This window comes from Streptomyces sp. NBC_00829 (genome assembly GCF_045161795.1).
Taxonomy (GTDB): Bacteria; Actinomycetota; Actinomycetes; order Streptomycetales; family Streptomycetaceae; genus Streptomyces.
Window position 1 is genome coordinate 596,671 of the sequence record NZ_CP108867.1, and the last position, 23,210, is coordinate 619,880.

Sequence of the window (23,210 nt, forward strand, 5' to 3'; positions counted from 1 at the left end):
GAGGCCATCGGGCGCCTCGCGTCGTGCGCCGCCAGGCCGGATACCGCCCCGGACCCGCCGAGGAGGAAGGGCAGGCCGCGCCGCGGTTCCGTCGTTGAACGGCACGGCGGAGGGGACGCGTTCGGTCGTACCGCCGTCGCTTCGCCGTCGGCAGTGCCGGTCACGGCTCGGCCGGCCGCCCTCTCAGCGACGGACGGACCACGTGACCGAGGAACGAAGGGCCTGGGCAACCGCCGGATCGCGGACCGCGGCCGTGCGGTCGGTGACGGTGACGGACAACCGGTGCGTACGGTGGTGGCCGGGCCTCAGCGGCAGTGCCCGTACGGGCACTTCGGTGCGCCCGGCGAAGACGATCAGTTCCTCGCCGTCCAGATACCAGCGGACCGTAGGCTGCCGCGCCCCCGTCCCCACCAGCCGGGGCACAGTGACCTTGGCCGTGCTCCGCCGGCCCAGTGGGCGCTCGGTGGGGGTCGCGGCCGTGGCGATCGTCGCATGGCGGTAGAACCCGGCGATCATCGCCTCGACACCCGGCAGGTTGAAGGGCTTGTCCAGTACGCGCATCAGGGAGTTGTCGGTTGGCCGGTTCAGGCCGGTGACGTAGTAGCCGCCGCCCTCGTACGTTCCGACCGTGCCGCCGTCGGGTGACTTCTCGCCGAGCCAGCGATGCCACTTGGCGCGCAGCGCGGCCATCCGGCCGGCCGTCAGGACGGAGATGTTGGATTCGCCCGGCTCCGGGCCCGTGTACCGCTCGTAGCCCGGGTAGCCGGGGTAGAAGTACTCGTCGGCGAGCTTGCCGAGCGAGTGGCCGGTCTCGTGGATGGCGACCTGCCCCGAGCGTTCGTTGCCGGCGGAGGCGGTCGATATGCCCTCGTAACCGAGGCTCTCGCTGGGTTCGTTGTAGCCGGCACCGCCGTATTTCGCGCTGTTGGCGAGGACGATCACGAGGTCGGCCTCGGGCGCTCTGGCCACATAGGAGTCGACCTTGTTCTGGTCGATGCAGAGCAGCCGCTCGGTGTCCTCGCACCAGAAGTACGAGCCGAGCGCCGTGTCCTTGACTGCGGACTTGTCCGGATCCCCGGAGACACCCGACTCGTTGGAGACGGCATCGACGGTCCAGACGTTGAAAAGGTGCTGGTACGTGGTGTAGGGCTCGATGCCTGTCAGCTCGCCCCACTTCTTCTTTGCGTCGGCGTGGAAACGGCCCAGTTCGGCGGCGGTGTAACCGTCACCGACGACGACGATGTCGAGCCGGTCCGCGGTCGGGCCGTTGTCGACCGTCTTGGTGACTTCGCCGTCCGCCGCCTTCTCGGTGGGCGACAGGCGCGAAACGGAGGTGCCGCGACCGGCGACCGGCACACGAATGGTTCCCGATCCCGCCCAACCGCCGTGCTCGGGGCCCGGTATCTCCACCTCGGTCCCGGATCGGCCGGCCACCGGAGCGGAGTCGGCGGCGGCACCGGGTCCGGTGACCAGGGCCGCGGTGACGGCTGCCACGGCCAACGCCGTGACCGCGGCCCCGCGCAGGAATGAGCGCACGAAGTCCTCCACCCGGCAAGGGAATTAAGTCATCTGCTAAGTGTGCTGAATGCGGTGCTTAAACTAGAGGGCTGCCCAGAACGTGCGCAACGGCTGCGCCCCCTGAATACTGGGCGGGCCGAACACCCAGGGGGACTTCATGGACGAACCGGCCGAGATCGGCCGACGGGTACAGCGACTGCGTGCCCAACGAGGCCTGACACAACGCCAGTTGGCGGACACCTCCTACACCCCTGCCTACATCTCGACCCTGGAGGCCGGCAAAGTCCGCCCCTCCGAGACCGCGCTGCGCTTCCTCGCCGAACGCCTCGGGACCTCCTACGAGGAACTGGCCACGGGCCGCCCCGCCCATCTGGCCACTCAGCTGCGGCTCGACCTCACCGACGCCCAGCAGATGCTGGCCGACGGAGCCGCCGACGACGCGGCCGTGCGCTACCGCGAGCTCCTCACCGACGCCGAACAGCTCGGACTCGAACCGGAACAGGCGGAAGCCCTGCTCGGGCTCGGCGACTGCGCCATCGAGGGCGGAGACCTCTCCGATGCGGCGCGGCACTTCGAGGCCGCCGAGCGCATCCTGTCGAACGAGCCGCTCCCCCGGCGCGCCGGCGCCGTACGGGGCCGGGCCGTCGCACATCTGCTGGCGGGAGAACTGCGCTACGCCTGCTACCTCCTCGAGTCCACCATCGACGAACTCACCGCAAGCGGTCTCGGCGACCCCGAGGCGCTGGTGCTGCTGTACGCCGCCATCATCGGTCCCTACATCGACATGGGGGCCCACGCCCGAGCGGCACATGCCGCCGAACTCGCCCTCGCGCTGGCGCCGCAGGTCAACGACCCGGCGCTGGTGGCCGGCATGCACCGGCAGGTTGCGCGCACCTTCCTCGCGGAGGGCCGGACGGCCGATGCCGACGCCTCACTCGCCAAGGCCCAGACGATCTACCAGCAGCTCCGGCTGACCACGGATCTCGCCCACTGCCACTGGATGCGCGGCTACGTCCACGCACAGCGGGCCGAACTCCAGGCCGCCGAGCAGGAGTTGCGCACCGCCCGCTCCATGCTGGCCGCGAAACGTGCCGCGCTCTACACCGCCCAGGTCGAGGTCGAACTCGCCGACGTGCTGCGCCGCCTCGGCCGGCATCAGGAGGCGGCCGAACTCCTGGCCCAGCTGCTGGAACTGGGCGACCGGCACGGCGCCGTGCACGCGGGCGGCGCGCACCGGCTGCTCGGACTCATCGCCGACGAGCGGGGCGAGACCGAGGCGGCCGAGGAACACTATGTGACGGCACTCGGCTTCCTGGAACGCAGCGGGGCGACGGGCGACCTCGCCGACCTGTGCCGTCTGCTGGGCGACCTGCTGCGCCGTACGGGCCGGACCGAGGCCGCCCTCGACGCGTACCGCACAGGACTCGGGCACCGGGCGGCGCCCGGCACGACGACGCTCGGCCCCGCTCCCGCCTCGCCTCTCTGGTCAGTGGCAGACGCGGACGACGCGCCGTGATCAGCCGACGTGGATACGGGGTCTGCGCTTCGGATTGGGCTCGGCGCGGCGCAGCACCTCGCGGGTGACCGGGGCGACCTCGCCGTCGCCGAAGACGAGGAAGCGCAGCAGATGGCTCAGCGGATGGCCTTCGGTCCAGTTGAAGTAGGCGTGCGGGACCTGGCCGGTGCGGTCGCGCAGCTGCACCAGGACGGCGGCGATGGCGTTGGGAACCCCCGCGCTCTTCACCCGGAGCCTGCGGGCCCCGTGCTTCTCGTCGCCGTGGACGGCGAGGTCGGCGGTGAAGTCGGAGGAGTCCTGGACGAAGACCTCCAGGAAGAGAACGGGCCCGGCCTCGGGAATGTGGGTCTCCTCGCGCTGGGTGTACTCCTTCATCCGGTACTCGACCGTGCTGTGTTCCTGCGGCTCGTTGGCGATGATCCGCAGCGGCCCCTGCGCCGCCGCCTCGTCGATCAGGCGGGCCGCCGTCTCGTCGAAGGTGACCTCGGCGGTGCGCAGTTCGAAGGCACGGTGGATGCGGGACGCGAAGGAGGTGAGCAGGATGGCGAGGATGAAGAAGGAGGCGATCTTGATGCCGTCCGGCCTTTCGACGACATTGGTGACCAGGGTGTACGCGATGACGGCGGTGATCGCGCCGAAGCCGGCCGCGGCGCGCCGGTGGCCGCGCCGGTGCACGGCGACGGCGGAGGCGAAGGCCGCCGAGAGCATCAGGACCAGGACACCGGTCGCGTACGCGCCGCTCTGCGCGTCGACATCGGCGTCGAACCACACGGTGATGCCGACGGCGATCGCCATGAAGACCAGCACGAGCGGGCGCACGGCCCGGGTCCATTCCGGTGCCATGCCGTAGCGGGGGAGATAGCGCGGTACGAGGTTGAGCAGTCCGGCGAGCGCGGACGCGCCGGCGAACCAGAGGATCGCGATGGTGGACAGATCGTAGACCGTGCCGAAGGCTTCGCCCAGATGCTCATGGGCGAGAAAGGCCAGGGCACGTCCGTTCGCGGAACCACCGCTTCTGAACTCGTCCTGCGGGATCAGGATTGTCGTGGCGAGGCTGGACAGCAGCAGAAAACAGCTCATGATCACGGCGGCGGCGGTGAGCAGCTTGCGGGTGTCGCGGACACGTCCTGCCGGATTCTCGTACGTGTCCGTGGCATCGCCGCGCACCTGCGGCATCACGGCGACGCCGGTCTCGAAGCCGGACATGCCGAGGGCGAGTTTCGGGAAGACGAGAAGCGCGACGCCGACCATCGCGATCGGTGAGGAGTGTTCGGTGGTCAAGGCGTCGGTCCAGTCGCCGATCACATGGGGTTCGCTCACGACCTGCCATGCGGAGCTGAGCAGAACCACCACGTTCAGCGCGAGATAGAGGCCGACGAGCACGACGGCGACGCCGATCGCCTCACGGAATCCCTTGAGGAAGACAGCGCCCAGTGCGCCGATGAGGACAAGGGTGATCCAGACGCTGCCGCCGTGTGTCCAGTGCGGGGCGAACGGATTCTCCACCACGTGGGCCGAGGCGTCGGCGCCGGACAGCGTGATGGTGATGATGAAGTCGGTCGCGGCGAATCCCAGCAGCACAAGGACCAGGACCTTCCCCGCCCACCAGGGCAGCAGCCGCTCCAGCATGGCGATCGAGCCCTCACCGTGCGGGCTCTCCTTGGCCACCCGGCGGTACACGGGGAGCGCGCCGAGCAGAGTGAGGACGATGAGTACGAAGGTCGCCAGCGGTGAGAGCAGCCCGGCCGCGAGCGCGGCGATGCCGGGCTGGTAGCCGAGGGTGGAGAAGTAGTCGACGCCCGTGAGGCACATCACCCGCCACCAGGTGTGCCCCTTGTGTTCCGGGTGCGGCGTCCCGTGGGGGCCGGGGTGGCGTGCGGACGTCTCGCTCAGGCCCTCCAGCAGCCAGCCCCTCCATCGGCGGGGTCGTGCGACCCGCAGGTCCGCCTGGACCTCGGCCCGTGTGCCGGTCATGTGTGTGCTCCCCGTGCTGGTCCGCCGTGCAACGAGGAGCGAGTATCCAGGACGGCCTCATCACCCGGGCGACCGGGGGTGAACGCGCCAGTGGCGCGAACCGTCGCGCGTGGTCAACGCCACTGCGGGCACGACCTGGAATCGGTCTGCTCCGTGCTTTCTCCGGAGCTGTTCCAGCAGAAGTGCCGCGGTGGCCGGGGAACCGGGGGCACCGAACTCGTCGTGGAGAGGTCAGAGGAATTCAGCCATTCCGAGGGGGAAGCTGTGGGCGAGACGCGGATCGACGGAAACTGTCTGCATCTGCCGGGCGGGGTGCGCGTCCGCTTCATCCGTACGCTGCGCCTGCCGGAATCGGGAACGCATGCGCTGCCGCCCGGGCTGGGCGAGTTCCCCGTACGCCGGGTCGAGGACCATGCGGACCGGGTCCCGCCCGAGTGGCGCAAGCGCGGCGGGGTGATGCTCCCGGTGTATCTGCGCGAAGCGATGTGGCTGAGCTTCGCGGGGACCACCGAGCCGGCCGCTCTGCAGGTCGGCGTGGGAAAGGTGTGTGCGGTGTCCGGCAAGCCGTGGAGCAGCCGTCTGTCGCGCAACCCGCAGAACTATCTCGTCCTGCCACGGCAGCCCTGGCTGGACGGAATCAACTCGGGCACCGGGACAGTGCGTCAGTTCGTCGCGGTTCCGCTGGGCTTGGGTGCCACAGTGGAGGGACAGATCACCGGCGAGGAGACGTGGGGCGGGGTGCAGTTGCAGTCGTTCCCGCTCACGGCCACGGCGTTGACTGCGTGGCGCGAGGAGCAGCGCGAACTCGCCCGGCTGGCGGCCGAACGGGCGCGGTCGGCACCCACCGGGTACGGAGCGGCGCCCGGCGGCCCTCCCCTGCCGCCGCCGATGGCCGCCTTCGCCGGAGCGCCGGCGCCCGCACAGCCCGGCAGCGCGCCTCGGCCAGGCTCGGCCATGGGCCTCGGAGTCGGCGGAACGATGCGGCAGGAGGTCTATCAGGACGATCGATCGGGTACCGACTGGTCCCAGGAGCCGGCGGGCCGGGTCTTCGTCCATCTCGTCACCCCTCCGGAGTGGCAGCGGATCACCGGAGAGACTCCCCCGCCGTCGCCCGTCGATCGCGCGGCGTACACGCGTGCCGGACTGCCGTGGTTCGACTACTACGATGCCGACGCGACGGACCTCGCCGAGTCCGAGACCCTCAGTGGTGTCAAGCCGGTCGGAGCGTGGCTGGGCCAGGACCTCGATCCGTGGCAGCAGCCCTCACCGTCCCAGGTGAAGCCGCTCGGGGACGCGCCCGGGCCGGGGAAGCCGGTGTCGGAGGGCGACTGGTGACGCCGGACCGACCTTGGTTGGCGCACCCGGGCTCAGGCCTGTCTCAGGCGGCGGCGATGCCCGGCTTTCCGGCCCGGCGGCGGAAGACGAAGGCCGCCGCCACACCGGCGATCAGGCCGAAGAGGTGCCCCTGCCAGCTGACGTCGGCTCTTGCCGGAGATATACCGAACAGGATCGTGCCGCCGTAGACCGCGCCGATGATCAGCCCCACGCCCACGTCCAGCAGCTTGCGGTCCACGAACCCGCGCGCCACCAGGTAGCCGAACAGTCCGAAGATCAGGCCGGAGGCGCCCGCCGTGTTCGTGTGGGACGGCGAGACCAGCCAGACGCCGAGGCCGTCCACGAAAACGATCAGCAGCGACACCGCAAGGAAGCGGCGGATGCCGCCGAGCGCGGCGAGGAAGCCGAGGGCCAGGAGCGGGACGCTGTTCGCGGCGACATGCCCGAAGCCGAAGTGGATGAACGCGGCGGGGACGACGTCTGCCAGTTCGCCCGGCTCCCGCGGCACGATTCCGAAGGAGTCGAGGGCATGGCCCGTCAGCACGTCGACCGCTTCGAGTGCCCACAACAGCGCCACCCATCCGGCCATCAGCTTGGCCGCGGCCGAAGCCCGGTCAGATGTGCGCCGCTCGGTGACGCCTGTGCCTGTCATCTCGGCCCCCTGGTCTTTCGGCCATACGTACGCATCCACCCCGGAAACGACCGGCGCACCCTACTCGGTTCCGTATCCGCGTCATGGAGTGGGTCGTCGGTTCCGGCGTCGTTCGCCGCGCCCCGGCCGGACTGCGAGAGGGCCCCGGGGCGGGCCGTGACGGCTCCTCCCCGGGGCCCGGTGACGCACGTACCCGGACCGCCTCTAGAAGGTCAGGTTCCAGGCGTCGATCTTGCCGGTGTCCTGGGACGCTCCGTCACGCACGCGAAGCTTCCAGGTACCCGCGGCCACCTCCGACGAGGCGTTCACGGTGTACGTCTTGGCGACGTGGTCGGTGCCGTCGTTGTCCGGGAAGTCCTCGAGCGGGTAGAGCGTGCCGTCGGGGGCCACGAGGGAGAGCACGAGGTCGCCGCGGTAGGTGTGCTTGACGTCCACACCGACCTTGAGCGTGGCCGGGGCGTTGCCGCTGACACCGGTCACGGTGAGCGGGGACTCCACCGTGGCGTTGTCGGTGATCGCGACATCCGCGGTGTTCTCGAAGTACGCACCGGGCGGCGGCGTACCCCCGACGGCCTTCAGCGCGTCGACCTGGCCCTCACCGAAGAAGCTGTTGTCGGCGGTCGTGCCCGTGCAGCGGCTGTCGGAGGGGCAGGCCGTGTCGGTGGCCTGGGCAGACAGCTTGGCGCGGAGGTCTGCGGGCGTGGAGCCGGGGTTGGTTCTCGCCAGCAGCGCTGCCACACCCGCTACGTGCGGGGAGGCCATCGAGGTTCCGTTCATGGTGCCGTACTCGCCGCCCGGCAGCGTCGAGTAGACCCCCGACGCTCCGTCCCCACCGGGGGCTGCGACATCGATGACGCTCCGGCCGAGGTTGGAGTACGAGGCCTTCACGTTGCCGTTGCCCATGGCCGCGACGGTCACCACCCCCGGCAGCTCCGTGGGGATGTCGATGCAGGCGTTGGTGATGGTGCGCGTGACAGGCGTCGAGTCGTTCGGGCTCGACGTGTCGGTCCGCTTGTTCGCCAGGTCGTAGTTGGAGTTGCCCGCGGCCGCGACCTGCAGCGAGCCCTTGCTCTCCGCGTACGCCTGGGCACGCTTGACACCCTCGATGATCGCTGCCTGGTCCACGTTGTCCGGGCAGTTGAACATCCAGGGGTCCGTGTAATAGCTGTTGTTGGTGACCTTGAAGCCGTGGTCACCGGCCCACATGAAGCCGCAGACGGTGTTCTCGGCGTAGAACATGCTGCTGCTCGGCTCGGCGATGCGGACGGAGGAGATCTTCACGCCCGGGGCGACACCGACGACGCCCTTGCCGTTCTTGGCCGCCGCGATGGTTCCCGCCACGTGCGTACCGTGGTCTCCGACCGGACGCCAGGCTCCGGTGCGGGTGTCCGCCTTGCCGTAGGCGCAGGAGACGGAGTCCGCGGCGTCGAAGTTGGGCGCGATGTCCTGGTGCAGGTCGTCGACGCCGGTGTCCAGGACGCCGACCTTGACCGCGGAGGAACCGGTGGTGACGGCCCACGCCTTGTCGGCCTTGATCTGGGTCATGTCCCAGCGGTTGGACTCGGTGAGGGTGGTCGGCGTCTGCGAGGGAGCGGCGGGCAGCGCGGGGTTGTACGCGTCGGCCGGTACGTCCGAGGTCCGGGTGGCACCGACCTGCTGGACGCCGCTGACGGCCCGCATGGTGCCGGCGAAGGTCGTGGACGCCGAGTGCGCCACGATCACGCCTATCGCGTCGTAGTGCGCGAACACCGTCCCGCCGTTGGCGGTGACAGCGCTCTGTACGGACGATGTGTCGCCCGGCGCGGTGATGACCAGGTAGGCCCTGGTGCCTGCGGCCCACGCGGCGGTGGACTTCGCGGCGGCTGCCGGTGTCCCGGCCGTGGCCGGCGCGGCGTGCGCCGCCCCGACAGGATTGATGAGCGCCACAGCCGCACCGAGGACGGCGGCGGCGACCGAGCGTCTCAGGCGGCTGGATATGGGGGTACGCAATGCATCCTCCGAAAGCCCGGCTGCGCTGGTGGCGCGGACCGGGCCGAGTGTGGGAAGTGGTGGACGCAAGATGGCAGACAAGGACACTGGATGAAAAGGGCTCGATCACACAAGTGCGCATACTTGATGGTTGGTTGACTTGGAATCGGCCCATCCGGAAGACCCGATCCGGTCGCGCCCGGACGTCGGGGACGTCGGGCAGGGCCCGGGTTCTGGATCAGGCCGTGGGTGTATCGCCCTGTGACGTCGGGGCCGGCCTGTGGAACGTTCCAGCCCTGGCAGCCTGGTAGGCGGCTTCGGCGCTGATGTGGACGAGGCGGGCGTCGATCTGGCCACGGGTGATGAGGAGCCGGTAGTAGAAGGGTGCGCTCAGCGCGGCGATGACATCGGCAGGATCGGTGTCGGGGGCGAGTTCACCGCGTTCGATCGCCCGCCGCACCAACTGCGCGACGTGCTCGGTGCGGGCCGCGAAGACGTCACGGACGATGTCACCGAGGCGCGGGTCGTGGGCGGCGGCCGCCACGATCCCTTCGATGAGGTTGCGGTTGCGTCTGCTCGCATGGAAGTTCGCGATGATCTGGGCCAGGGCACGGAGATCCTGGCGGAGGTCGCCGGTGTCGGGCGTCGGGATCGTCGTGCTGTGCTGCGCCAGGAGGTCACCGATGACGCCTTCGACGCTGCGCCAGCGGCGGCGGATGGTCGACACATGGACGCCGGAGCGCTCGGCGATTCTCTCAAGGCTCAGCTCGCCGAAACCACCGATGTCGAGCTCCTCGAAGGCGGCGGCCAGCACGGCCGCGCGGGTGCGGGCCGTCCGCCCGCCGGGACGGGCCGAGCCGTGAGGTGTTCGCTCCGTCATGGTCCTGTGCTGTCCGGTGGCTTGGCGGGCGGAAATCGTCTCCCGCACAACCTAATGCGCACGAGACCTTCACCGCCCGCCCCCGCCGCGCCCGGCCGACTGCGATCGCGCCCCCGCCCGGGTGACACGAGGTCCGTTGTCGAGCACATCGACGCGCACGACGACGGACCTCGTGCTGGCCGCCGTGAGCGGGGTGCGCCGCTTCGAGCGCCTCTGCGCCCTGCTACGCCCCCGTGCGCCGGGCACCGGGTTCGAATACGAGCTCGGCAGGGCCGTACACTCGGCCACTGCTTCCGGCACAGGCCGGCCGGCAGTGAACAGGCCCGAGGGAAGAACCACTTCATGACTTACGGCGGCAGCGCCCCCATCTACGCGCAGCTCGTGCGAGAGCGCGGCGACATTCCGGCCGAGGTGCGCGACACCGCCGAGCGGACCCTGCGTGAACTCGACCGCGTCATCGCCCCGAAGGGCCCCTACCGGGGCGGACAGCCGGACCCGGGGCAGCGGCCGCTCATGCCGCCGCTGCGCTGAGCCTTTCGGATCAGCGGCACAGCGGCAGCGAGGGCGGCACCGCCGGGCGGTTGTGTCGGAGACCGAGCGGCGGGCGGCTCTTTGGCGCCGCCCGCCTGCGGGCCGGGGACGGCCAGGGTCGGCCGGGCCAGGGGTCCACCGAGGCCCCGGCCTCACCCGTGTCGCTCAGGACTCCTCGAAGTAGACGTCCAGGACAGCGTCCAGCTCGTCCGACCAGCCGCTGAGCTGGCTCCTGGCCGCCGCCTCGACCTCGGCGTCGAACCAACGGCGCGTCGACAGATGGACGGTAACGGTGAATCGGCGCCCGAACCGTGCCGGCTTGACCTCGACCGCTCCGATCTCGTCCCACCGGAAGTCGGCTTCCTGGTCGTCGAGCCGGAACAGGATGCCGTCCCGGTCCGCTCTGATCGAACCTCGGCGGTCGCTGACCTCGAAGACGGGGCCGGCCTCGTCCTTCTCCGCGTCGCCGGCCCCGGTCTCCTCCTCGGAGGCCGTGTCGGGCCCGGAGTCCTCGGCTGTGCCTTCGGTCAGGCCGTCCGAAGGCAGCACCGTGTCCTGAGGGACGGCCGTATCGGCCTCGGCGTCGTCCGCCTGTTCCGGGACCCGGTCCTCCGTCCCACCGCGGCCGGGGCCCGTGAGGCCGGGGATGTATGCCGGGTCTGTCCCCGCGGCGTACTCGAGCTTGATGTTTGGATCTACGCGCTGCTCCACGGCGGGCAGTATGGACGACGAACCTGTGCAATACCAATGCCCCTCATGCGAAACCCCTCACGACCGGCCAAAGTTAACGCTGGCTAACATGGCTCGGCAGCGTGTCCGACCAGGCGGACCTGACGTGAGGAAGACCACCGCGACCGCCACCCGCATGGAAGTGATGTACCGCGGGCCGGTCTACCGGCGAGGTGGCGGCCCTCGCGTGCTGACCGGCGTCCACATCGACACGAAGGAACGCCGCTCCTGCCCGCTGCCGGAGGCAGCAACGGGCGCGGGCCGCCGCCCTGGTCACGACTTCGATCCCGGCCTCTGAACCGCGCCGAGGGAGCCGAGTTGACCGCGCCGCGGCCCCGGGCCGGGCAGGCACCCGTCCTGGTCCGCGGGCGGCGGGCGCCTGCGGGGCGGGGCCCGCCCGGGGCTCGGGCGGGCGTCAGATCGGGTAGTGGGCGTGCCCCTTGGCCTGGACGGTGATCCAGCGGGTGTCGGTGAACGCTTCGACGCCCGCCTGGCCGCCGAAGCGGCCGTAGCCGGAGTTCTTCACGCCACCGAAGGGGGCCTGGGGCTCGTCCGCGATGCTCTGGTCGTTGACGTGGATGATGCCGGTACGGATCCTGCGGGCGATATCGAGGCCGGCCGCGAGGTCTTCGGTGATGACGCCCGCGGTCAGTCCATACGGAGTGTCATTGGCCAACTGCACGGCTTGGTCGGCGTCGTCGACGACATGGACGACGGTGGCAGGGCCGAAGATCTCGCGGGAGAAGATGTCCATGTCCCGGGTGACGCCGGTGAGGACGGCGGGTTTGATCAGGGTGCCGGGCGCTTCGACGGTGCCAGTTCCGGCCAGCAGGGTGGCGCCCTTCGCAACCGCGTCGGCGATCAGGGCGGCAACCCGTTGCGCGGCCTGCGCGGTGACCACCGGTCCGACCGCGGTGGCCGGGTCGGCGGGATCCCCGGACGGAAGGGCGTCGACGCGCTGCGCGAACTTGGCCAGGAACTCCTCCGCCACGGCCCGGTGGACGATGACCCGGTCGACGCACATACAGATCTGGCCCGCGTTCATGAACGCACCGAACGTTGCGGCGTCCACCGCGTAGTCGAGGTCCGCGTCCTCCAGTACGACGAGCGCGTTCTTGCCGCCCAGTTCCAGGACGGCCGGCTTGAGATGCTGGGCGGCCAGGACTCCTACGGCGCGGCCGGTCTCGGTGGAGCCGGTGAAGTTGACCATCCGCACGCGCGGGTCGCCGATGAGGGCCGACACCACCGCGGCGGCATCCGCGCGGTCGTTGGTGACCACATTGAGCACACCGGCCGGGAGTCCGGCCTCGTGCAGTACGTCGGATATCAGCAGGCCGCAGGCGATCGGCGCATCCTCGCTGGGCTTCATGACGACGGTGTTGCCGAGGGCCAGCGGGAGCGCCACGGCCCGGACCCCGAGGATGACGGGGGCGTTCCACGGCGAGATGGCGGCGACCACCCCGACCGGCACCCGTACCTGCATCGAGTAAGCGCCCTGGTGGTCCGTGGCCAGCATCTGCCCGGTGGGTTGCGTGGTGGCGGCCGCGGCCTCCAGCAGGATGTCGGTCGCCAGCTTGGCGTTGAACGCCGCCCACGGAGTCACGGCTCCCACCTCGGCAGCCATCAGCTCCACGATCTCCTGCGTGCGCGACGCCATGATCTCGGCGGCGCGCAGGAAGATCGCGCGCCGCCGGGTGGGAGGTGTTGCCGCCCACCCTTCGAAGGCGGCTTCGGCGGCGTCCACGGCGCGGGTGATGTCCTCGACCGTCCCGGCGGCGACCACGGCGCAGGTCTCACCGGTCCACGGGCCGACGTCGGGTGCGGTACGGCCGCCGGAGGCCGGGATCTCCCGGCCGTTGATGATCAGGCCGCGCGTGCGGTTCATGGCAGTTCTCCCAGGAGTCGAAGCAGAGGCGGGCATCAGGAAGCGGGGGTGGCCGGGGCGGGCCGGGGGGTGCGGCTGCTCGACGTGCGCAGGCGGCGGTGGGCCAGGCCCACGACGGCGGCGCCGACGAGCGGCGCGGTCATGTACGTCCAGAAGTGGTCGTACTGCCCGGACAGCAGAGCGGGACCGAAGTGACGGGCGGGGTTGATGCTCGCTCCGCTGACCGTTCCGAGTGTGGCGATGACCAGGCCGACCCCGACGCCGACGGCGAGGGGGACGAACTTCGGCCGCGCCATGACGAGCGCGACGAGGACGAAGACGGCGCCCAGTGAGGCGGCCTCGACGACGAACAGGCCGGCCGTACCGGTGCCTTGGGCGGGGTGCACGGCGGCGTACCCCATCCGGGAGACGGTTTCGCCCCAGACCAGGCGGGCCAGCCCGGCCCCGGCCACCGAACCGGCGAGCTGAGCGGCGGCATAGGGCACCACCGCCTTGCCGGGGAAGAGTCCGTTCGTCCAGAGGAAGACCGTGACACCGGGGTTCAGGTGCCCTCCGGAGGTCCGGCCGGGTGGTGAGTACATCAGGGCGGTGATCACTGCCGCGACCAGGACTCCGGCCACAGCGAACAGGGCATGCGGATTGCTGATCGCCAGCGGGGAACCGGGTATGGCCAGCCAGCGGACGAAGCTCAGGACGGCGAAGAACAGCACCGTGGTGAGGACGAATTCGTAGGAGCTGTTGCGGACGACATCGGCGTTGCTCAGGGCGGGTGCACTCACGGGAGGCTCCTTTTTCACATAGTGAACTATAGTTCACCTCGATGGGTGGAGGGGAGTCTGCGGCCTCCGACTCCGGCTGTCAACGCCTTCGCGGGTACCTTGCTCATGACCGGAACCGCCGAACTGGAGGAACACCCGTATGGCACTGGCCGAGAGCACGCCCCACGCCCCGCGCGCCGAGCAGCTCGGTCCGCTGGAGCGCGGTCTGTGTGTGCTGCGCGCCGTCGCCACCGCTCCTGAGCCCCGTATGCGCCCCGGCGATCTGGTCCGCGCCACCGGCCTTGCCCGCTCCCCCGTCGACCGGATCACCAGCACTCTGATCCGCCTCGGCCATCTGCGCTCCGACGGCCGCGATCTGGTCCCGGCGCCCCGACTGCTGGAACTGGGCAATGCCTTTCTGTCCGGCAGCGGCCTGCCCGACCTGGTCCAGCCGTATGTGAACCGGCTCGCCGACGAACTGGGCGAGTCCGTGTCGGTGATCGTCCCCGACGGTTGCGACATGCGCCTGATCGCCCAGGCCGTGGTGCGCCGTCGCACGCTCTCGCTCGCCTTCCACATCGGCGACCTGCTGCCCGCCGAGCGATGCGCGGCGGGCGCGGTGCTCGCCGCCGGCTGGGGAGCTGCCGAATACGACATCTGGCGGGCCCGGCGCGACGAGGATCCGACCGACGCCCGTTTCCCCGTCGTCCCCGTTCGTGTCTCCGTACCGCAGGAGCAGGAGGTGGAGCGGCGGTTCGTGGCCTGGGCACAACAGGCCCGCGACACCGGCTGGGCGCTCGACGACCAGCTCGTCGCGCCCGGCCTGGTGGCCCTGGCGATGCCCGTTCCGGGGCCGGACGGCGAGGCTGTGTGCGCCGTGAGCGTGCTGAGTCACACCCACCGTCACAGCGCGGAGGGACTCCGGGAATTCGCCCTGCCCAGGCTCACCGCGGCCACCGCCGACATGGCCGAGGCACTGCGCCGTGGGACGCCTGGCACCGACACCGCTCACGCGCCCGCCTCCGCCCCGGGCGACCGTCCGGCCGCCCGCTTCGAAGACCCCGACTTCGACGATGCCAAGGGCGAGATGGGCTCCGCCTTCGTGCAGTCGCTCGCCCGCGGGCTGGCCGTCATGACCGCGCTCGGGACCGCCCGCGGCGGCATGACGCTCAGCGCCGTGGCGGAGGCCGCCGCGCTGCCCGCCGCCAGCGCCCGCCGCGCGCTGCTGACCCTGGTGGACCAGGGCTACGCGACCGCCGACGGCCGCCTCTTCAGCCTGCTGCCCAAGGTGCTGGAACTGGGCTACGCCCGGCTGTCGGGACTCTCCTTCACCGAGATCGTGCAGCCGCACCTGGTCGAACTCGTCCAGCAGGTACGGGAGTCGGCCTCCATCTCCGTCCTGTCCGGCGACGACGTGCTCTATGTGGCCCGGGTGGCCACCGGCCGGATCACCAGTGCCAGCATCTCCCTGGGCACCAGGTTCCCGGCGTACGCCACCTCCATGGGCCGAGTCCTGCTCGCCGACCGGTCCGCGTCCGAGCGCGCGGCCTACTTCGAGCGTGTCAGCCCCCAGCCGCTGACCCGGCACACCCTGACCTCACCGGCCGGCATCGGCGCCGCCCTGGACACCGCCGCCCGCGAGGGACACGCCCTGGTCGACCAGGAGCTGGAGGAGGGCCTGCGCTCCGTCGCCGTGCCCATCCGCGGCCGTAACGGACGTGCGGTGGCCGCGCTCAACGTCGCCCTGCACGTCGGCCATGAGACCCCGCAGGACACCAGGGCCATGATGCTCCCCGCGCTGCGCTTGGCCGCGGCCCGGATCGAGGCCGACCTCGCGGTCGTTTCCGAGCGGACGTCAGTGGCCATTCCCTGAGACGGACGGCGGCCCCTGCCCGGCGCACGCTGGCGGGCGTCCGCGTCAGGCCTCCGGGCCCTTCCGCAGGAAGCGGCGCAGCTTCGCGAGCGGCCAGGTGTTGATGACGTAGTCCCGCGTCAGCCATCCGCGCTGCGCGGTGCCCACGCCGTATCTCACATACGGCAGATGTGTGATCGAGTGCGCGTCGGAGTTCACCGCGAACTTCACGCCGTACCTCTTCGCGCGCAGGATGTCCTCGTCGCGGAGGTCGAGGCGTTCGGGATGGGCGTTGATCTCCAGCGCGGTGCCCGTTCGCGCGCAGGCCTCGAAGACCGCGTCGAAGTCGGCGTCGATGCCGGGGCGTTTGCCGATCCGGCGCGTGGTGGGGTGGCCGATGACGGCGACGTACGGGTTCTCGCAGGCGCGTACGAGCCGACGCGTGAGTGCCTGTCTGCTCTGGTTGCAGTGTGAGTGGACCGAGGCCACGCACAGGTCGAAGCCCTCCAGGAACTCACCGGGCCAGTCCACCTCACCGTCCGGGCCGATGTTGAGTTCGGTTCCGTGAAGCAGCCGCATCCCGCGGTGTTCCTGGTCGAGTTCGCGGACGCGTTCGCGCTGCGCGAGGATCTTCTCCTCGGTCATGCGCTGCATGTACAGGTTCGGTGCGTGGTCGGTGATCGCGTAGTACGCGTACCCCCTGTCCGCGGCGGCTGCGACCATGTCCTCCAGTGAGGCGAGGCCGTCGGTGAGGTCGGTGTGGGTGTGGAGGTCTCCCCTGATGTCCTTCTCGCCGACGAGTTCGGGGATTTCGCCCCGCAGTCCCGCCGCGATCTCGCCCCGGTCCTCCCGCAGCGTCGGCGGTATCCAGGGCAGGCCGAGCCGGGCGTAGATGTCCTCCTCGGTGTCCGCGGCGACCCGTCTGCCGCTCTTGGCATGGAAGAGTCCGTACTCGGAGAGCTTGAGCTTGTGACGTACCGCGATCTCCCGGGTCCTGATGTTGTGCGCCTTGGACCCGGTGAAGTACTGGAGCCCGGCCCCCCAGGAGACGGGCGGAAGCACCCGCAGGTCCACCTGGAGGCCCTTGGTGGTGCGGACGGAGGTCTTCTTCTCGCCGTGGGCGATGACCTCGGCCGTGTACGGAAGACCGCTCAGCGCTTCCATGAAGGGCGCCGACCTCTCGGCGGCCACCAGGATGTCGATGTCGCCGATCGTCTCCCGCATGCGGCGCAGGGATCCTGCGTAGGTGCACCGTTCGCATCCGGGGATCCGGGAGAGCTCGGCGACGATCTGCTCGGCGATGTCCATGGCGGCGTTGATGAGAATCCTGTCCCCGCCGGCCTTCTGCATCAGGGAGATGCCGTGGAGGATGTTCTCCTCGGTCTTCTCACCGAAGCCCTTGAGGTCGCGCAGCCTCTCCGCGTGGATGGCGTCCAGGAGCTGGTCCACGGAGGTGACGCTCAGCTCCTCGTACAGGACCATGGCCTTCTTGGGCCCGAGGGTGGGGATGGTGATCAGCTCGCGGACGCCCGCCGGGATGGACGCCCTGTTCTCCTCGATGGTGGCGACGCGGCCCGACTGCAGATACTCCACGATCTTGTCGGCGATCGATTTCCCGACGTTGGGGATGTCCCTGAGGCCTTTGGCGTCGAGCTTGGAGACGTCCGCGTGGTAGCCGCCGACCGCGCGGGCGGCCTTCTCGTAGGCACGCGCCTTGAAGGCGTCCCCGCCGCTGATCGCGATCAGGTCGGCGTACTCCTGCAGGAGTGACTCGACCTCCTCGTTGGCTCGGACCATGTCTTCATGGTGCTCCGCCAGGACGGAACCGGCTTGCCCGCACGGAGGCGTCCGGCAAGCCCTCCCCTTGCGGCGAACATGTTCGTCACCTACCCGTTCGTCACGAACGCACTCGTTACCGTGGATATGTGGACACACATGCCCGTACGCCGCACAGCCGCCGTGAACGCCCCGCGAAGCCGCCTCTGACCCGGGCCGGGATCGTCTCGACCGCCGTCGGCCTCTTGCGGGCCGAAGGTCTTGAGCGGGTGACCATGCGCCGCCTGGCACAGGAACTCGACACCGGCCCGGCCTCGCTCTACGTCTACGTACACAACACCGCCGAGCTGCATGCCGCAGTTCTCGACGAGCTGCTCGGCGAGGTGGTCCCGATCCCTGCCGGGACGGACCGGGACTGGCGCGACCGGCTCGCGCACGTCCTCACGTCGTATCTGGAGGTGCTGTTCGCGCACCCGGGCCTGGCCCGCTCGGCACTGGTTGCCCGGCCGTCGGGTGAGCACTACCTCGATCTGGTGGAAGCGGTGCTCGCGCTGCTGGACGAGGGAGGGGTGCCACCGGGCCGCGCGGCGTGGGCGGTCGACCTGCTGCTGCAGTTCGCGACCGTGACCGCCGCCGAGCAGACAACGCGCGATCGGGGCGTCGCCGCCGAGGAGGACCGGGACGCGCTTGCCGCCGCGCTGCGGGACGTCTCCCGCGACCGGCACCCGCACATCGCGGCCCTGGGCACCGAGCTGCTGTCCGGCTCCGGCCGAACCCGCCTGGCCTGGGGCATCGACGTGCTGATCGGCGGACTGCTGACCACGCCCCGGCCGGACACCGGTCCCTCGCAGGACCAGCGGGGATGACCCATGCCTCCACCCGCGCGGCGCTGAGCGAGGCGGCGATCGATGAACTCGGGGCGGTCCGGGCCTGTCGCGTCCCCGTACGCAAGGAACTCAAGAAGACGTCCCTGTCGCCCGCGGCTTTCGGATGAACGGCCCAGCACCTCCGAAGGCCCCGACCACAGGCTCGACCCGCGGTCGCGGGAGAGAATCACGAAGTGACCGAACCATCAGCGGCTCCGGACGGCGGTCTGTCCGGGCAGACCGTCTGCGGCGACGACCTGCGGACGCCATGGCGCGATTTTCTGCGGACCGAGACGGGCAGTGCCATCTTCCTGCTGGCCGCGGTGCTGGCGGCGCTCGCCTGGGCGAACATCGGGCCAGGCTCCTACGAGGAGTTCTGGGGCACGCACCTCTCGCTCGAACTCGGCACCCACGGTGTGTCGCTCGACCTCCGCGAGTGGGTCAACAGCGGTCTGATGACACTGTTCTTCTTCGTCGTCGGGCTCGAGGCGCGCCGGGAGTTCGACATGGGGGAGCTTCGCGAGCGGCGCCGCGTGACACTGCCCTTCATCGTCGGAATCGCCGGCATGGCCGTGCCGGTGGCGATCTTTCTCGCCATCAACAGCGGTCGCGACTCGGTGCACGGGTGGGGCGCCGCGATGTCCACGGACACCGCCTTCGCGCTGGGCATGCTCGCCCTGCTCGGTTCGCGCCTGCCGACGAGCCTGCGCGCCTTCATCCTCACGGTCACCGTCGTCGACGACTTCGTCGCGCTCGGCGTCATCGCCGTCGCCTACAGCGATCGCATCGCCGTGGCCCCGCTTCTGGTGGCACTGGGCGTCTTCGGCGCGCTGTTGCCGCTGCGGGCCGCCGGCGTGGACCGGGGCCCGGTGTACGCGCTGTTCGGCATCGCGACCTGGACCGCGTTGCTGAAGTCGGGTGTCGACCCCGTGGTCACCGGTCTTGCACTCGGGCTGCTGATGTACGCGTATCCGGCGGCCCGCAGCGACCTGGAGCGGGCCAGTGGACTGTTCCGCCTGTTCCGTGAGCAGCCGACGCCGGAGCTCGCCCGCTCGGTTCGGCAGGGACTGGCATCGGCTCTCTCGCCGAACGAGCGGTTGCAGCGCATGTTCCACCCATGGACCAGCTATGTGATCGTGCCGCTGTTCGCGCTGGCCAACACGGGCATCGCGATCAGCGGCGAGCAGCTGTCGAGCGCTGTGAAGTCACCGGTGACCCTGGGCATCTTGTGCGGCTATGTCCTGGGCAAGCCGATCGCGGTGCTCGGTGCCTCGTGGCTGACGAGCCGCCTCAGCCATGGCCGCGTGCGTCCGCCGGTCGGCTGGGGCGCGACGGCGGCGGGGGGCACCATCGCGGGCGTGGGCTTCACCGTGTCCCTCCTGATCGCGACTCTCGCCTTCACCGGCGACCGGCTGGAGGAGGCGAAGATCGGCATCCTCGGCGCGGTCGTCTGCGCCTTCGCCCTCACCTGGGCGGTCACCGCGGTGATCGGTCTGCTGCCGCGCCGCCGGAAGATCCGCGCTCTGCTCGGCGATTCGGAGCGGATCGTCGACTTGGCCGTCCCCGTCGACCCCGGACGCGACCACATCCGCGGCCCCATGGACGCTCCGGTGACGGTGATCGAGTACGGCGACTTCGAATGCCCCTACTGCGGTCAGGCGGAACCCGTCGTCCGCGAGCTCCTCGCCGACTTCGGGGATGTCCGCTACGTCTGGAGGCATCTGCCTCTCCAGGATGTCCACCCCCGGGCCCAGCTGGCGGGGGAAGCGTCGGAGGCCGCGGCAGCGCAGGGCGCCTTCTGGCCGATGCACGACCTCCTCCTCGAACGCCAGGATGCCCTGAAGGCGCCCGACCTCGTCCGGTACGCCGGGGAACTCGGTCTGGACGTCGAGCGTTTCGAGCACAACCTGCGCAATCGGGCCGGTGCCACGCGGGTGGCCGCTGATGTGGAGTCCGCCGACCTCAGCGGCGTGTCCGGGACGCCGACGTTCTTCGTCAACGGGGTGCGCCATCACGGCGCGTACGACATCGGGCACCTCTCCTCCGCCGTACGGACGGCCAGAGCGCGCGTGGCCGTCCAGCGGCAGTAGCCCCTGGACGACATGTCCGCACCGGAGGTATCAGGTACCGGCACAGGCGCGCCGGATCGCGTCGAGTGTGCGCGTCACGTCGTCCTCGGTCGTGGACCAGTTGCTCACCGAGATGCGCATGACACGACGGCCCTGCCAGGTGGAGCCGCTGATCCACGCCGTGCCGTCGTCGAGGAGGCGGGTGAGTACCTCATCGGTGCGTTCGTCGCTCCCGAAGCCGGCGCAGACCTGGGTGAACACCACGTCGTTGAGGACACTCGCCTCCTCGATGGCGGCGATGCCCGCGGCGAATGACGCGGCGTGCCGGCACAATCGGTCGACGAGGTCGGTGACGCCCGACCGGCCGAGGGACCTGAGCGCCGCCCACACGGTGAAGGCCCTGCCACGCCGGGAGAGCTCCGGGACCTTGTCGAAGGGGTCGCCGTGTTCGTGCTGGATGAGGTAGTCGCCGCGCTGCCCCATGGCCGCACGGACCGCGGACGGGTCGCGCACGACGGCGAGTCCGCAGTCGTAGGGGACGTTCAGGGTCTTGTGGGCATCCGTGGCCCAGGAGTCGGCGCCCGCGCAGCCCGCCGTCAGATGCGCGTACGCCGGTGAGGCGGCGGCCCATAGTCCGAAGGCGCCGTCGACGTGGACCCAGGCGTCCGCCTCGCGGGCGGCGCGGATCGTCTCGACGAAGGGGTCGAAGGCGCCGCTGTGGATGTCCCCCGCCTGGAGGACGACGATCGTGGGCCGCCGCTCGCCGGCCGTGAGCGCGCGGCGCAGCGCACCCGCTTCGATGCGGCCCTGATCGTCCGACGTGACCGTTTCGGGTTCGCCGAGGCCCAGGTAGCGCAGCGCCAGGTCGACGGCCATGTGCCGGTCCTGGCCGACGACGACGCGTACGGGCGGCCCGCCCGCGAGCCCGTCCCGGGCGACGTTCCAGCCGGAGCGCCGAAGCACCGTGTCGCGCCCGGCGGCGAGGCAGGTGAAGTTCGCCATCGTGGCACCGGTGGTGAAGCCGACGGCGCTGTCCTCGGGCAGCCCGAGCAGATCGAGGAGCCACATGCCTGCGATGTCCTCCACGGCCGTGTGCGCGGGCGAGACGGCGCGCAGCACGCAGTTCTGGTCCCAGGCGCTGACGAGCCAGTCGGCGGCGAGCGCGGCCGGTTCAGTGCCCCCGATCACGAAGCCGTAGAAGCGGCCGCTGGGGAACGCGGTCAGCCCTGGTTCGCAGGCGGTGGCCAGCAGGTCGACGACATCGGCGGGCGTGCTCGGCCCGCTGGGCAGCGTGGCGCCGAGCGCGCGCACGATGTCGTCGACCGAGGCGTCGGCGGGAACCCGACGGTCGGACAGGCTCGCCAGCCAGCGGACGGCATGCTCGTAGGCCTGCTGAAGCGCAGTCTCGCGCGCGTCCATGCCTCGGACTATGAGTCAGTCGGCGCCGCGGCGCAACGCGATGGCCGACGACGTTCGGCCTGCATCGGTCCGGTCGAGACCCACCGGCGTTCGAATACGAAGCCACTGTCCACATACTTGATCAGCCCGGGATTGCCTGCGCTCGTCTTCATTGAACGCCGCAACCATATGGTCCGACACCCCTACGGCGGGGCGGGCAGTTCCCGCCTTGCTTGCCGTGGCGATGATTTCGTGCCCCTGGTGGGAGTCTGCCCTCCGACTGACCGCACACTCAAGAAGGTGGACCGATGACCAGTCTGCGCGACACTCTGGAGCCGCACGTCAGCAACGGATCGGTGCCCGGAGCGGTGGGTCTGGTGGCCCTCGGCGATCGGGTCGACGTACAGGCCGTCGGATTCGTCGATGTCGACGGCACCGCGCCGATGGCCAGGGATTCGATCTTCCGTATCGCCTCGCTCACCAAACCGCTCGTCGCCGCGGCGGTCATGATGCTCGTCGAGGACGGCCGGATCGAGCTCGACGACCCGGTCGAGAGGTGGCTTCCCGAGCTGGCCAAACCGTCTGTCGTGCGCGTTCCGGACGGCCCGGTCGATGACGTCGTCCCCGCCGCCCGGCCCATCACCGTCCTCGACCTGCTCACCTCCCGCGCCGGGTACGGCTTCGCGTCCGACTTCGCCCTGCCGGTGCTGGGTCTGCTGTTCAGTGAGCTGAAGCAAGGGCCGGTACAGCCCCAGCACGTCCCGGAACCGGACGCGTGGATGGCGGCCCTGTCCCGCATTCCGCTGCTGTACCAGCCCGGTGACGCCTGGCTCTACAACACCACCTCCGACATTCAGGGCGTGCTGATCGCCAGGGCGTCGGGCGGTTCCCTGCCCGACTTCCTGGCGGAGCGCCTGTTCGAACCGCTCGGTATGGCCGACACCGGTTTCGAGGTCCCCGCGGCCAAGCTCGACCGGTTCACCAGCTGCTACCGCATCGACCCGAGAGACGGCCTCGAACTGGTCGACACCCCCGACGGGCAGTGGAGCAGCATGCCGGACTTCCCGTCCGGAGCGGGCGGACTGGTCTCCACCGTCGACGACTGGCTCGCCTTCGGCCGGATGCTGCTCGCGGAGGGGAGCGTCGCCGGCCGCGCGCTCTTGTCTCCCGCATCGGTACGGCAGATGACCACCGATCACCTGACACCGGCTCAGCGCGAGGCCGGGGCACTCTTCCTGGAGGGCCAGGGCTGGGGCTTCGGCGGTTCCGTCGACATCGCGGCCATCGACCCCTGGAACGTCCCGGGACGCTACGGCTGGATCGGCGGCACCGGAACCGCGGCCCACATCACTGCCTCCACCGGCGCGGTCACCGTCCTGCTCACCCAGCTCGAACTGGGCGGACCGACCCCGCCCGCGATGATGCGGGACTTCTGGCGGTACGCGGCCGACGCCTGAGCCGGGTCGCGGGACGCGGTCCTTCCCCCGGGACGCACAGCGGACA

General features: G+C 70.5%; 19 protein-coding genes. 9 read left to right on the top strand and 10 right to left on the bottom strand.

Annotation, left to right across the window (positions count from 1 at the left end):
• Window positions 1-183: 183 nt before the first annotated feature.
• Entirely contained in the window at window positions 184-1,536 is a 1,353-nt protein-coding gene (locus OG293_RS02430) for a M64 family metallopeptidase (protein ID WP_405997075.1), read from the bottom strand.
• Between the two features lie 139 nt (window positions 1,537-1,675).
• Between OG293_RS02430 and OG293_RS02435 the strand changes: the two genes are divergently transcribed.
• Window positions 1,676-3,034, top strand: coding sequence for a tetratricopeptide repeat protein (locus OG293_RS02435; RefSeq protein WP_405997076.1), 1,359 nt, complete (start codon window positions 1,676-1,678; stop codon window positions 3,032-3,034).
• Here OG293_RS02435 and OG293_RS02440 read toward each other — a convergent pair whose 3' ends face one another.
• Window positions 3,035-5,008: an amino acid transporter gene (locus OG293_RS02440; protein WP_405997077.1), complete on the bottom strand. Its 1,974-nt coding sequence runs from the start codon at window positions 5,006-5,008 to the stop codon at window positions 3,035-3,037.
• Between the two features lie 264 nt (window positions 5,009-5,272).
• Between OG293_RS02440 and OG293_RS02445 the strand changes: the two genes are divergently transcribed.
• Window positions 5,273-6,343 carry a hypothetical protein gene (locus OG293_RS02445; protein WP_405997078.1) on the top strand — a complete coding sequence of 357 codons (1,071 nt, stop codon included), beginning with the start codon at window positions 5,273-5,275 and terminating at the stop codon, window positions 6,341-6,343.
• Window positions 6,344-6,386: 43 nt separating this feature from the next.
• On the opposite strand, the gene OG293_RS02450 is transcribed toward OG293_RS02445, so the two are convergent.
• The 3 genes from OG293_RS02450 to OG293_RS02460 form a co-directional block, all read right to left on the bottom strand.
• Window positions 6,387-6,995 carry a rhomboid family intramembrane serine protease gene (locus OG293_RS02450; RefSeq protein ID WP_405997079.1) on the bottom strand — a complete coding sequence of 203 codons (609 nt, stop codon included), beginning with the start codon at window positions 6,993-6,995 and terminating at the stop codon, window positions 6,387-6,389.
• A gap of 204 nt (window positions 6,996-7,199) precedes the next feature.
• Window positions 7,200-8,984, bottom strand: a complete 1,785-nt coding sequence (locus OG293_RS02455) for a S8 family serine peptidase (protein ID WP_405997080.1) — start codon at window positions 8,982-8,984, stop codon at window positions 7,200-7,202.
• A 217-nt stretch (window positions 8,985-9,201) separates the two neighbouring features.
• Window positions 9,202-9,843: a TetR/AcrR family transcriptional regulator C-terminal ligand-binding domain-containing protein gene (locus tag OG293_RS02460; protein ID WP_405997081.1), complete on the bottom strand. Its 642-nt coding sequence runs from the start codon at window positions 9,841-9,843 to the stop codon at window positions 9,202-9,204.
• 342 nt (window positions 9,844-10,185) lie between these two features.
• On the opposite strand from OG293_RS02460, the gene OG293_RS02465 reads away from it, so the two are divergent.
• Window positions 10,186-10,374 carry a hypothetical protein gene (locus tag OG293_RS02465; RefSeq protein WP_405997082.1) on the top strand — a complete coding sequence of 63 codons (189 nt, stop codon included), beginning with the start codon at window positions 10,186-10,188 and terminating at the stop codon, window positions 10,372-10,374.
• Between the two features lie 165 nt (window positions 10,375-10,539).
• Here OG293_RS02465 and OG293_RS02470 read toward each other — a convergent pair whose 3' ends face one another.
• Complete coding sequence (locus OG293_RS02470; protein WP_405997083.1) at window positions 10,540-11,085, bottom strand: hypothetical protein; 546 nt, start codon at window positions 11,083-11,085, stop codon at window positions 10,540-10,542.
• Between the two features lie 124 nt (window positions 11,086-11,209).
• Between OG293_RS02470 and OG293_RS02475 the strand changes: the two genes are divergently transcribed.
• On the top strand, window positions 11,210-11,401 hold the full coding sequence (locus OG293_RS02475) for a hypothetical protein (RefSeq protein ID WP_405997084.1): 192 nt from the start codon (window positions 11,210-11,212) through the stop codon (window positions 11,399-11,401).
• Between the two features lie 117 nt (window positions 11,402-11,518).
• On the opposite strand, the gene OG293_RS02480 is transcribed toward OG293_RS02475, so the two are convergent.
• Together OG293_RS02480 and OG293_RS02485 are read right to left on the bottom strand one after the other, a co-directional pair.
• Window positions 11,519-12,988 (bottom strand): aldehyde dehydrogenase family protein, encoded by a 1,470-nt coding sequence (locus OG293_RS02480; RefSeq protein ID WP_405997085.1) that lies wholly within the window; start codon window positions 12,986-12,988, stop codon window positions 11,519-11,521.
• 35 nt (window positions 12,989-13,023) lie between these two features.
• Window positions 13,024-13,767: an MIP/aquaporin family protein gene (locus tag OG293_RS02485; RefSeq protein WP_405997086.1), complete on the bottom strand. Its 744-nt coding sequence runs from the start codon at window positions 13,765-13,767 to the stop codon at window positions 13,024-13,026.
• Between the two features lie 139 nt (window positions 13,768-13,906).
• Between OG293_RS02485 and OG293_RS02490 the strand changes: the two genes are divergently transcribed.
• Entirely contained in the window at window positions 13,907-15,619 is a 1,713-nt protein-coding gene (locus OG293_RS02490; protein WP_405997087.1) for an IclR family transcriptional regulator C-terminal domain-containing protein, read from the top strand.
• A gap of 45 nt (window positions 15,620-15,664) precedes the next feature.
• On the opposite strand, the gene polX is transcribed toward OG293_RS02490, so the two are convergent.
• On the bottom strand, window positions 15,665-17,395 hold the full coding sequence (gene polX, locus OG293_RS02495; protein ID WP_405997088.1) for a DNA polymerase/3'-5' exonuclease PolX: 1,731 nt from the start codon (window positions 17,393-17,395) through the stop codon (window positions 15,665-15,667).
• A gap of 128 nt (window positions 17,396-17,523) precedes the next feature.
• Between polX and OG293_RS02500 the strand changes: the two genes are divergently transcribed.
• From OG293_RS02500 to nhaA, 3 genes are all read left to right on the top strand, one after another.
• On the top strand, window positions 17,524-18,240 hold the full coding sequence (locus OG293_RS02500; protein WP_405997089.1) for a TetR/AcrR family transcriptional regulator: 717 nt from the start codon (window positions 17,524-17,526) through the stop codon (window positions 18,238-18,240).
• Window positions 18,237-18,368: a hypothetical protein gene (locus tag OG293_RS02505; RefSeq protein WP_405997090.1), complete on the top strand. Its 132-nt coding sequence runs from the start codon at window positions 18,237-18,239 to the stop codon at window positions 18,366-18,368. Before OG293_RS02500 ends, OG293_RS02505 begins: the two co-directional genes overlap by 4 nt.
• A 66-nt stretch (window positions 18,369-18,434) precedes the next feature.
• Window positions 18,435-20,330, top strand: a complete 1,896-nt coding sequence (gene nhaA / locus OG293_RS02510; protein WP_405997091.1) for a Na+/H+ antiporter NhaA — start codon at window positions 18,435-18,437, stop codon at window positions 20,328-20,330.
• 30 nt (window positions 20,331-20,360) lie between these two features.
• Here nhaA and OG293_RS02515 read toward each other — a convergent pair whose 3' ends face one another.
• Window positions 20,361-21,728: a pyridoxal phosphate-dependent decarboxylase family protein gene (locus OG293_RS02515; protein WP_405997092.1), complete on the bottom strand. Its 1,368-nt coding sequence runs from the start codon at window positions 21,726-21,728 to the stop codon at window positions 20,361-20,363.
• Between the two features lie 287 nt (window positions 21,729-22,015).
• Between OG293_RS02515 and OG293_RS02520 the strand changes: the two genes are divergently transcribed.
• Window positions 22,016-23,164: a serine hydrolase domain-containing protein gene (locus OG293_RS02520; RefSeq protein WP_405997093.1), complete on the top strand. Its 1,149-nt coding sequence runs from the start codon at window positions 22,016-22,018 to the stop codon at window positions 23,162-23,164.
• Window positions 23,165-23,210: the final 46 nt, after the last annotated feature.

Excerpts from the sequence above, each read along its gene's own strand:
- OG293_RS02465 (WP_405997082.1), top strand. The coding sequence starts at position 10,186 with ATGACTTACGGCGGCAGCGCCCCCATCTACGCGCAGCTCGTGCGAGAG.
- OG293_RS02480 (WP_405997085.1), bottom strand. The coding sequence starts at position 12,988 with ATGAACCGCACGCGCGGCCTGATCATCAACGGCCGGGAGATCCCGGCC.
- polX (WP_405997088.1), bottom strand. The coding sequence starts at position 17,395 with ATGGTCCGAGCCAACGAGGAGGTCGAGTCACTCCTGCAGGAGTACGCC.
- OG293_RS02505 (WP_405997090.1), top strand. The coding sequence starts at position 18,237 with ATGACCCATGCCTCCACCCGCGCGGCGCTGAGCGAGGCGGCGATCGAT.
- OG293_RS02460 (WP_405997081.1), bottom strand. The coding sequence starts at position 9,843 with ATGACGGAGCGAACACCTCACGGCTCGGCCCGTCCCGGCGGGCGGACG.
- OG293_RS02515 (WP_405997092.1), bottom strand. The coding sequence starts at position 21,728 with ATGGACGCGCGCGAGACTGCGCTTCAGCAGGCCTACGAGCATGCCGTC.
- OG293_RS02440 (WP_405997077.1), bottom strand. The coding sequence starts at position 5,008 with ATGACCGGCACACGGGCCGAGGTCCAGGCGGACCTGCGGGTCGCACGA.
- OG293_RS02450 (WP_405997079.1), bottom strand. The coding sequence starts at position 6,995 with ATGACAGGCACAGGCGTCACCGAGCGGCGCACATCTGACCGGGCTTCG.
- OG293_RS02520 (WP_405997093.1), top strand. The coding sequence starts at position 22,016 with ATGACCAGTCTGCGCGACACTCTGGAGCCGCACGTCAGCAACGGATCG.
- OG293_RS02490 (WP_405997087.1), top strand. The coding sequence starts at position 13,907 with ATGGCACTGGCCGAGAGCACGCCCCACGCCCCGCGCGCCGAGCAGCTC.
- OG293_RS02435 (WP_405997076.1), top strand. The coding sequence starts at position 1,676 with ATGGACGAACCGGCCGAGATCGGCCGACGGGTACAGCGACTGCGTGCC.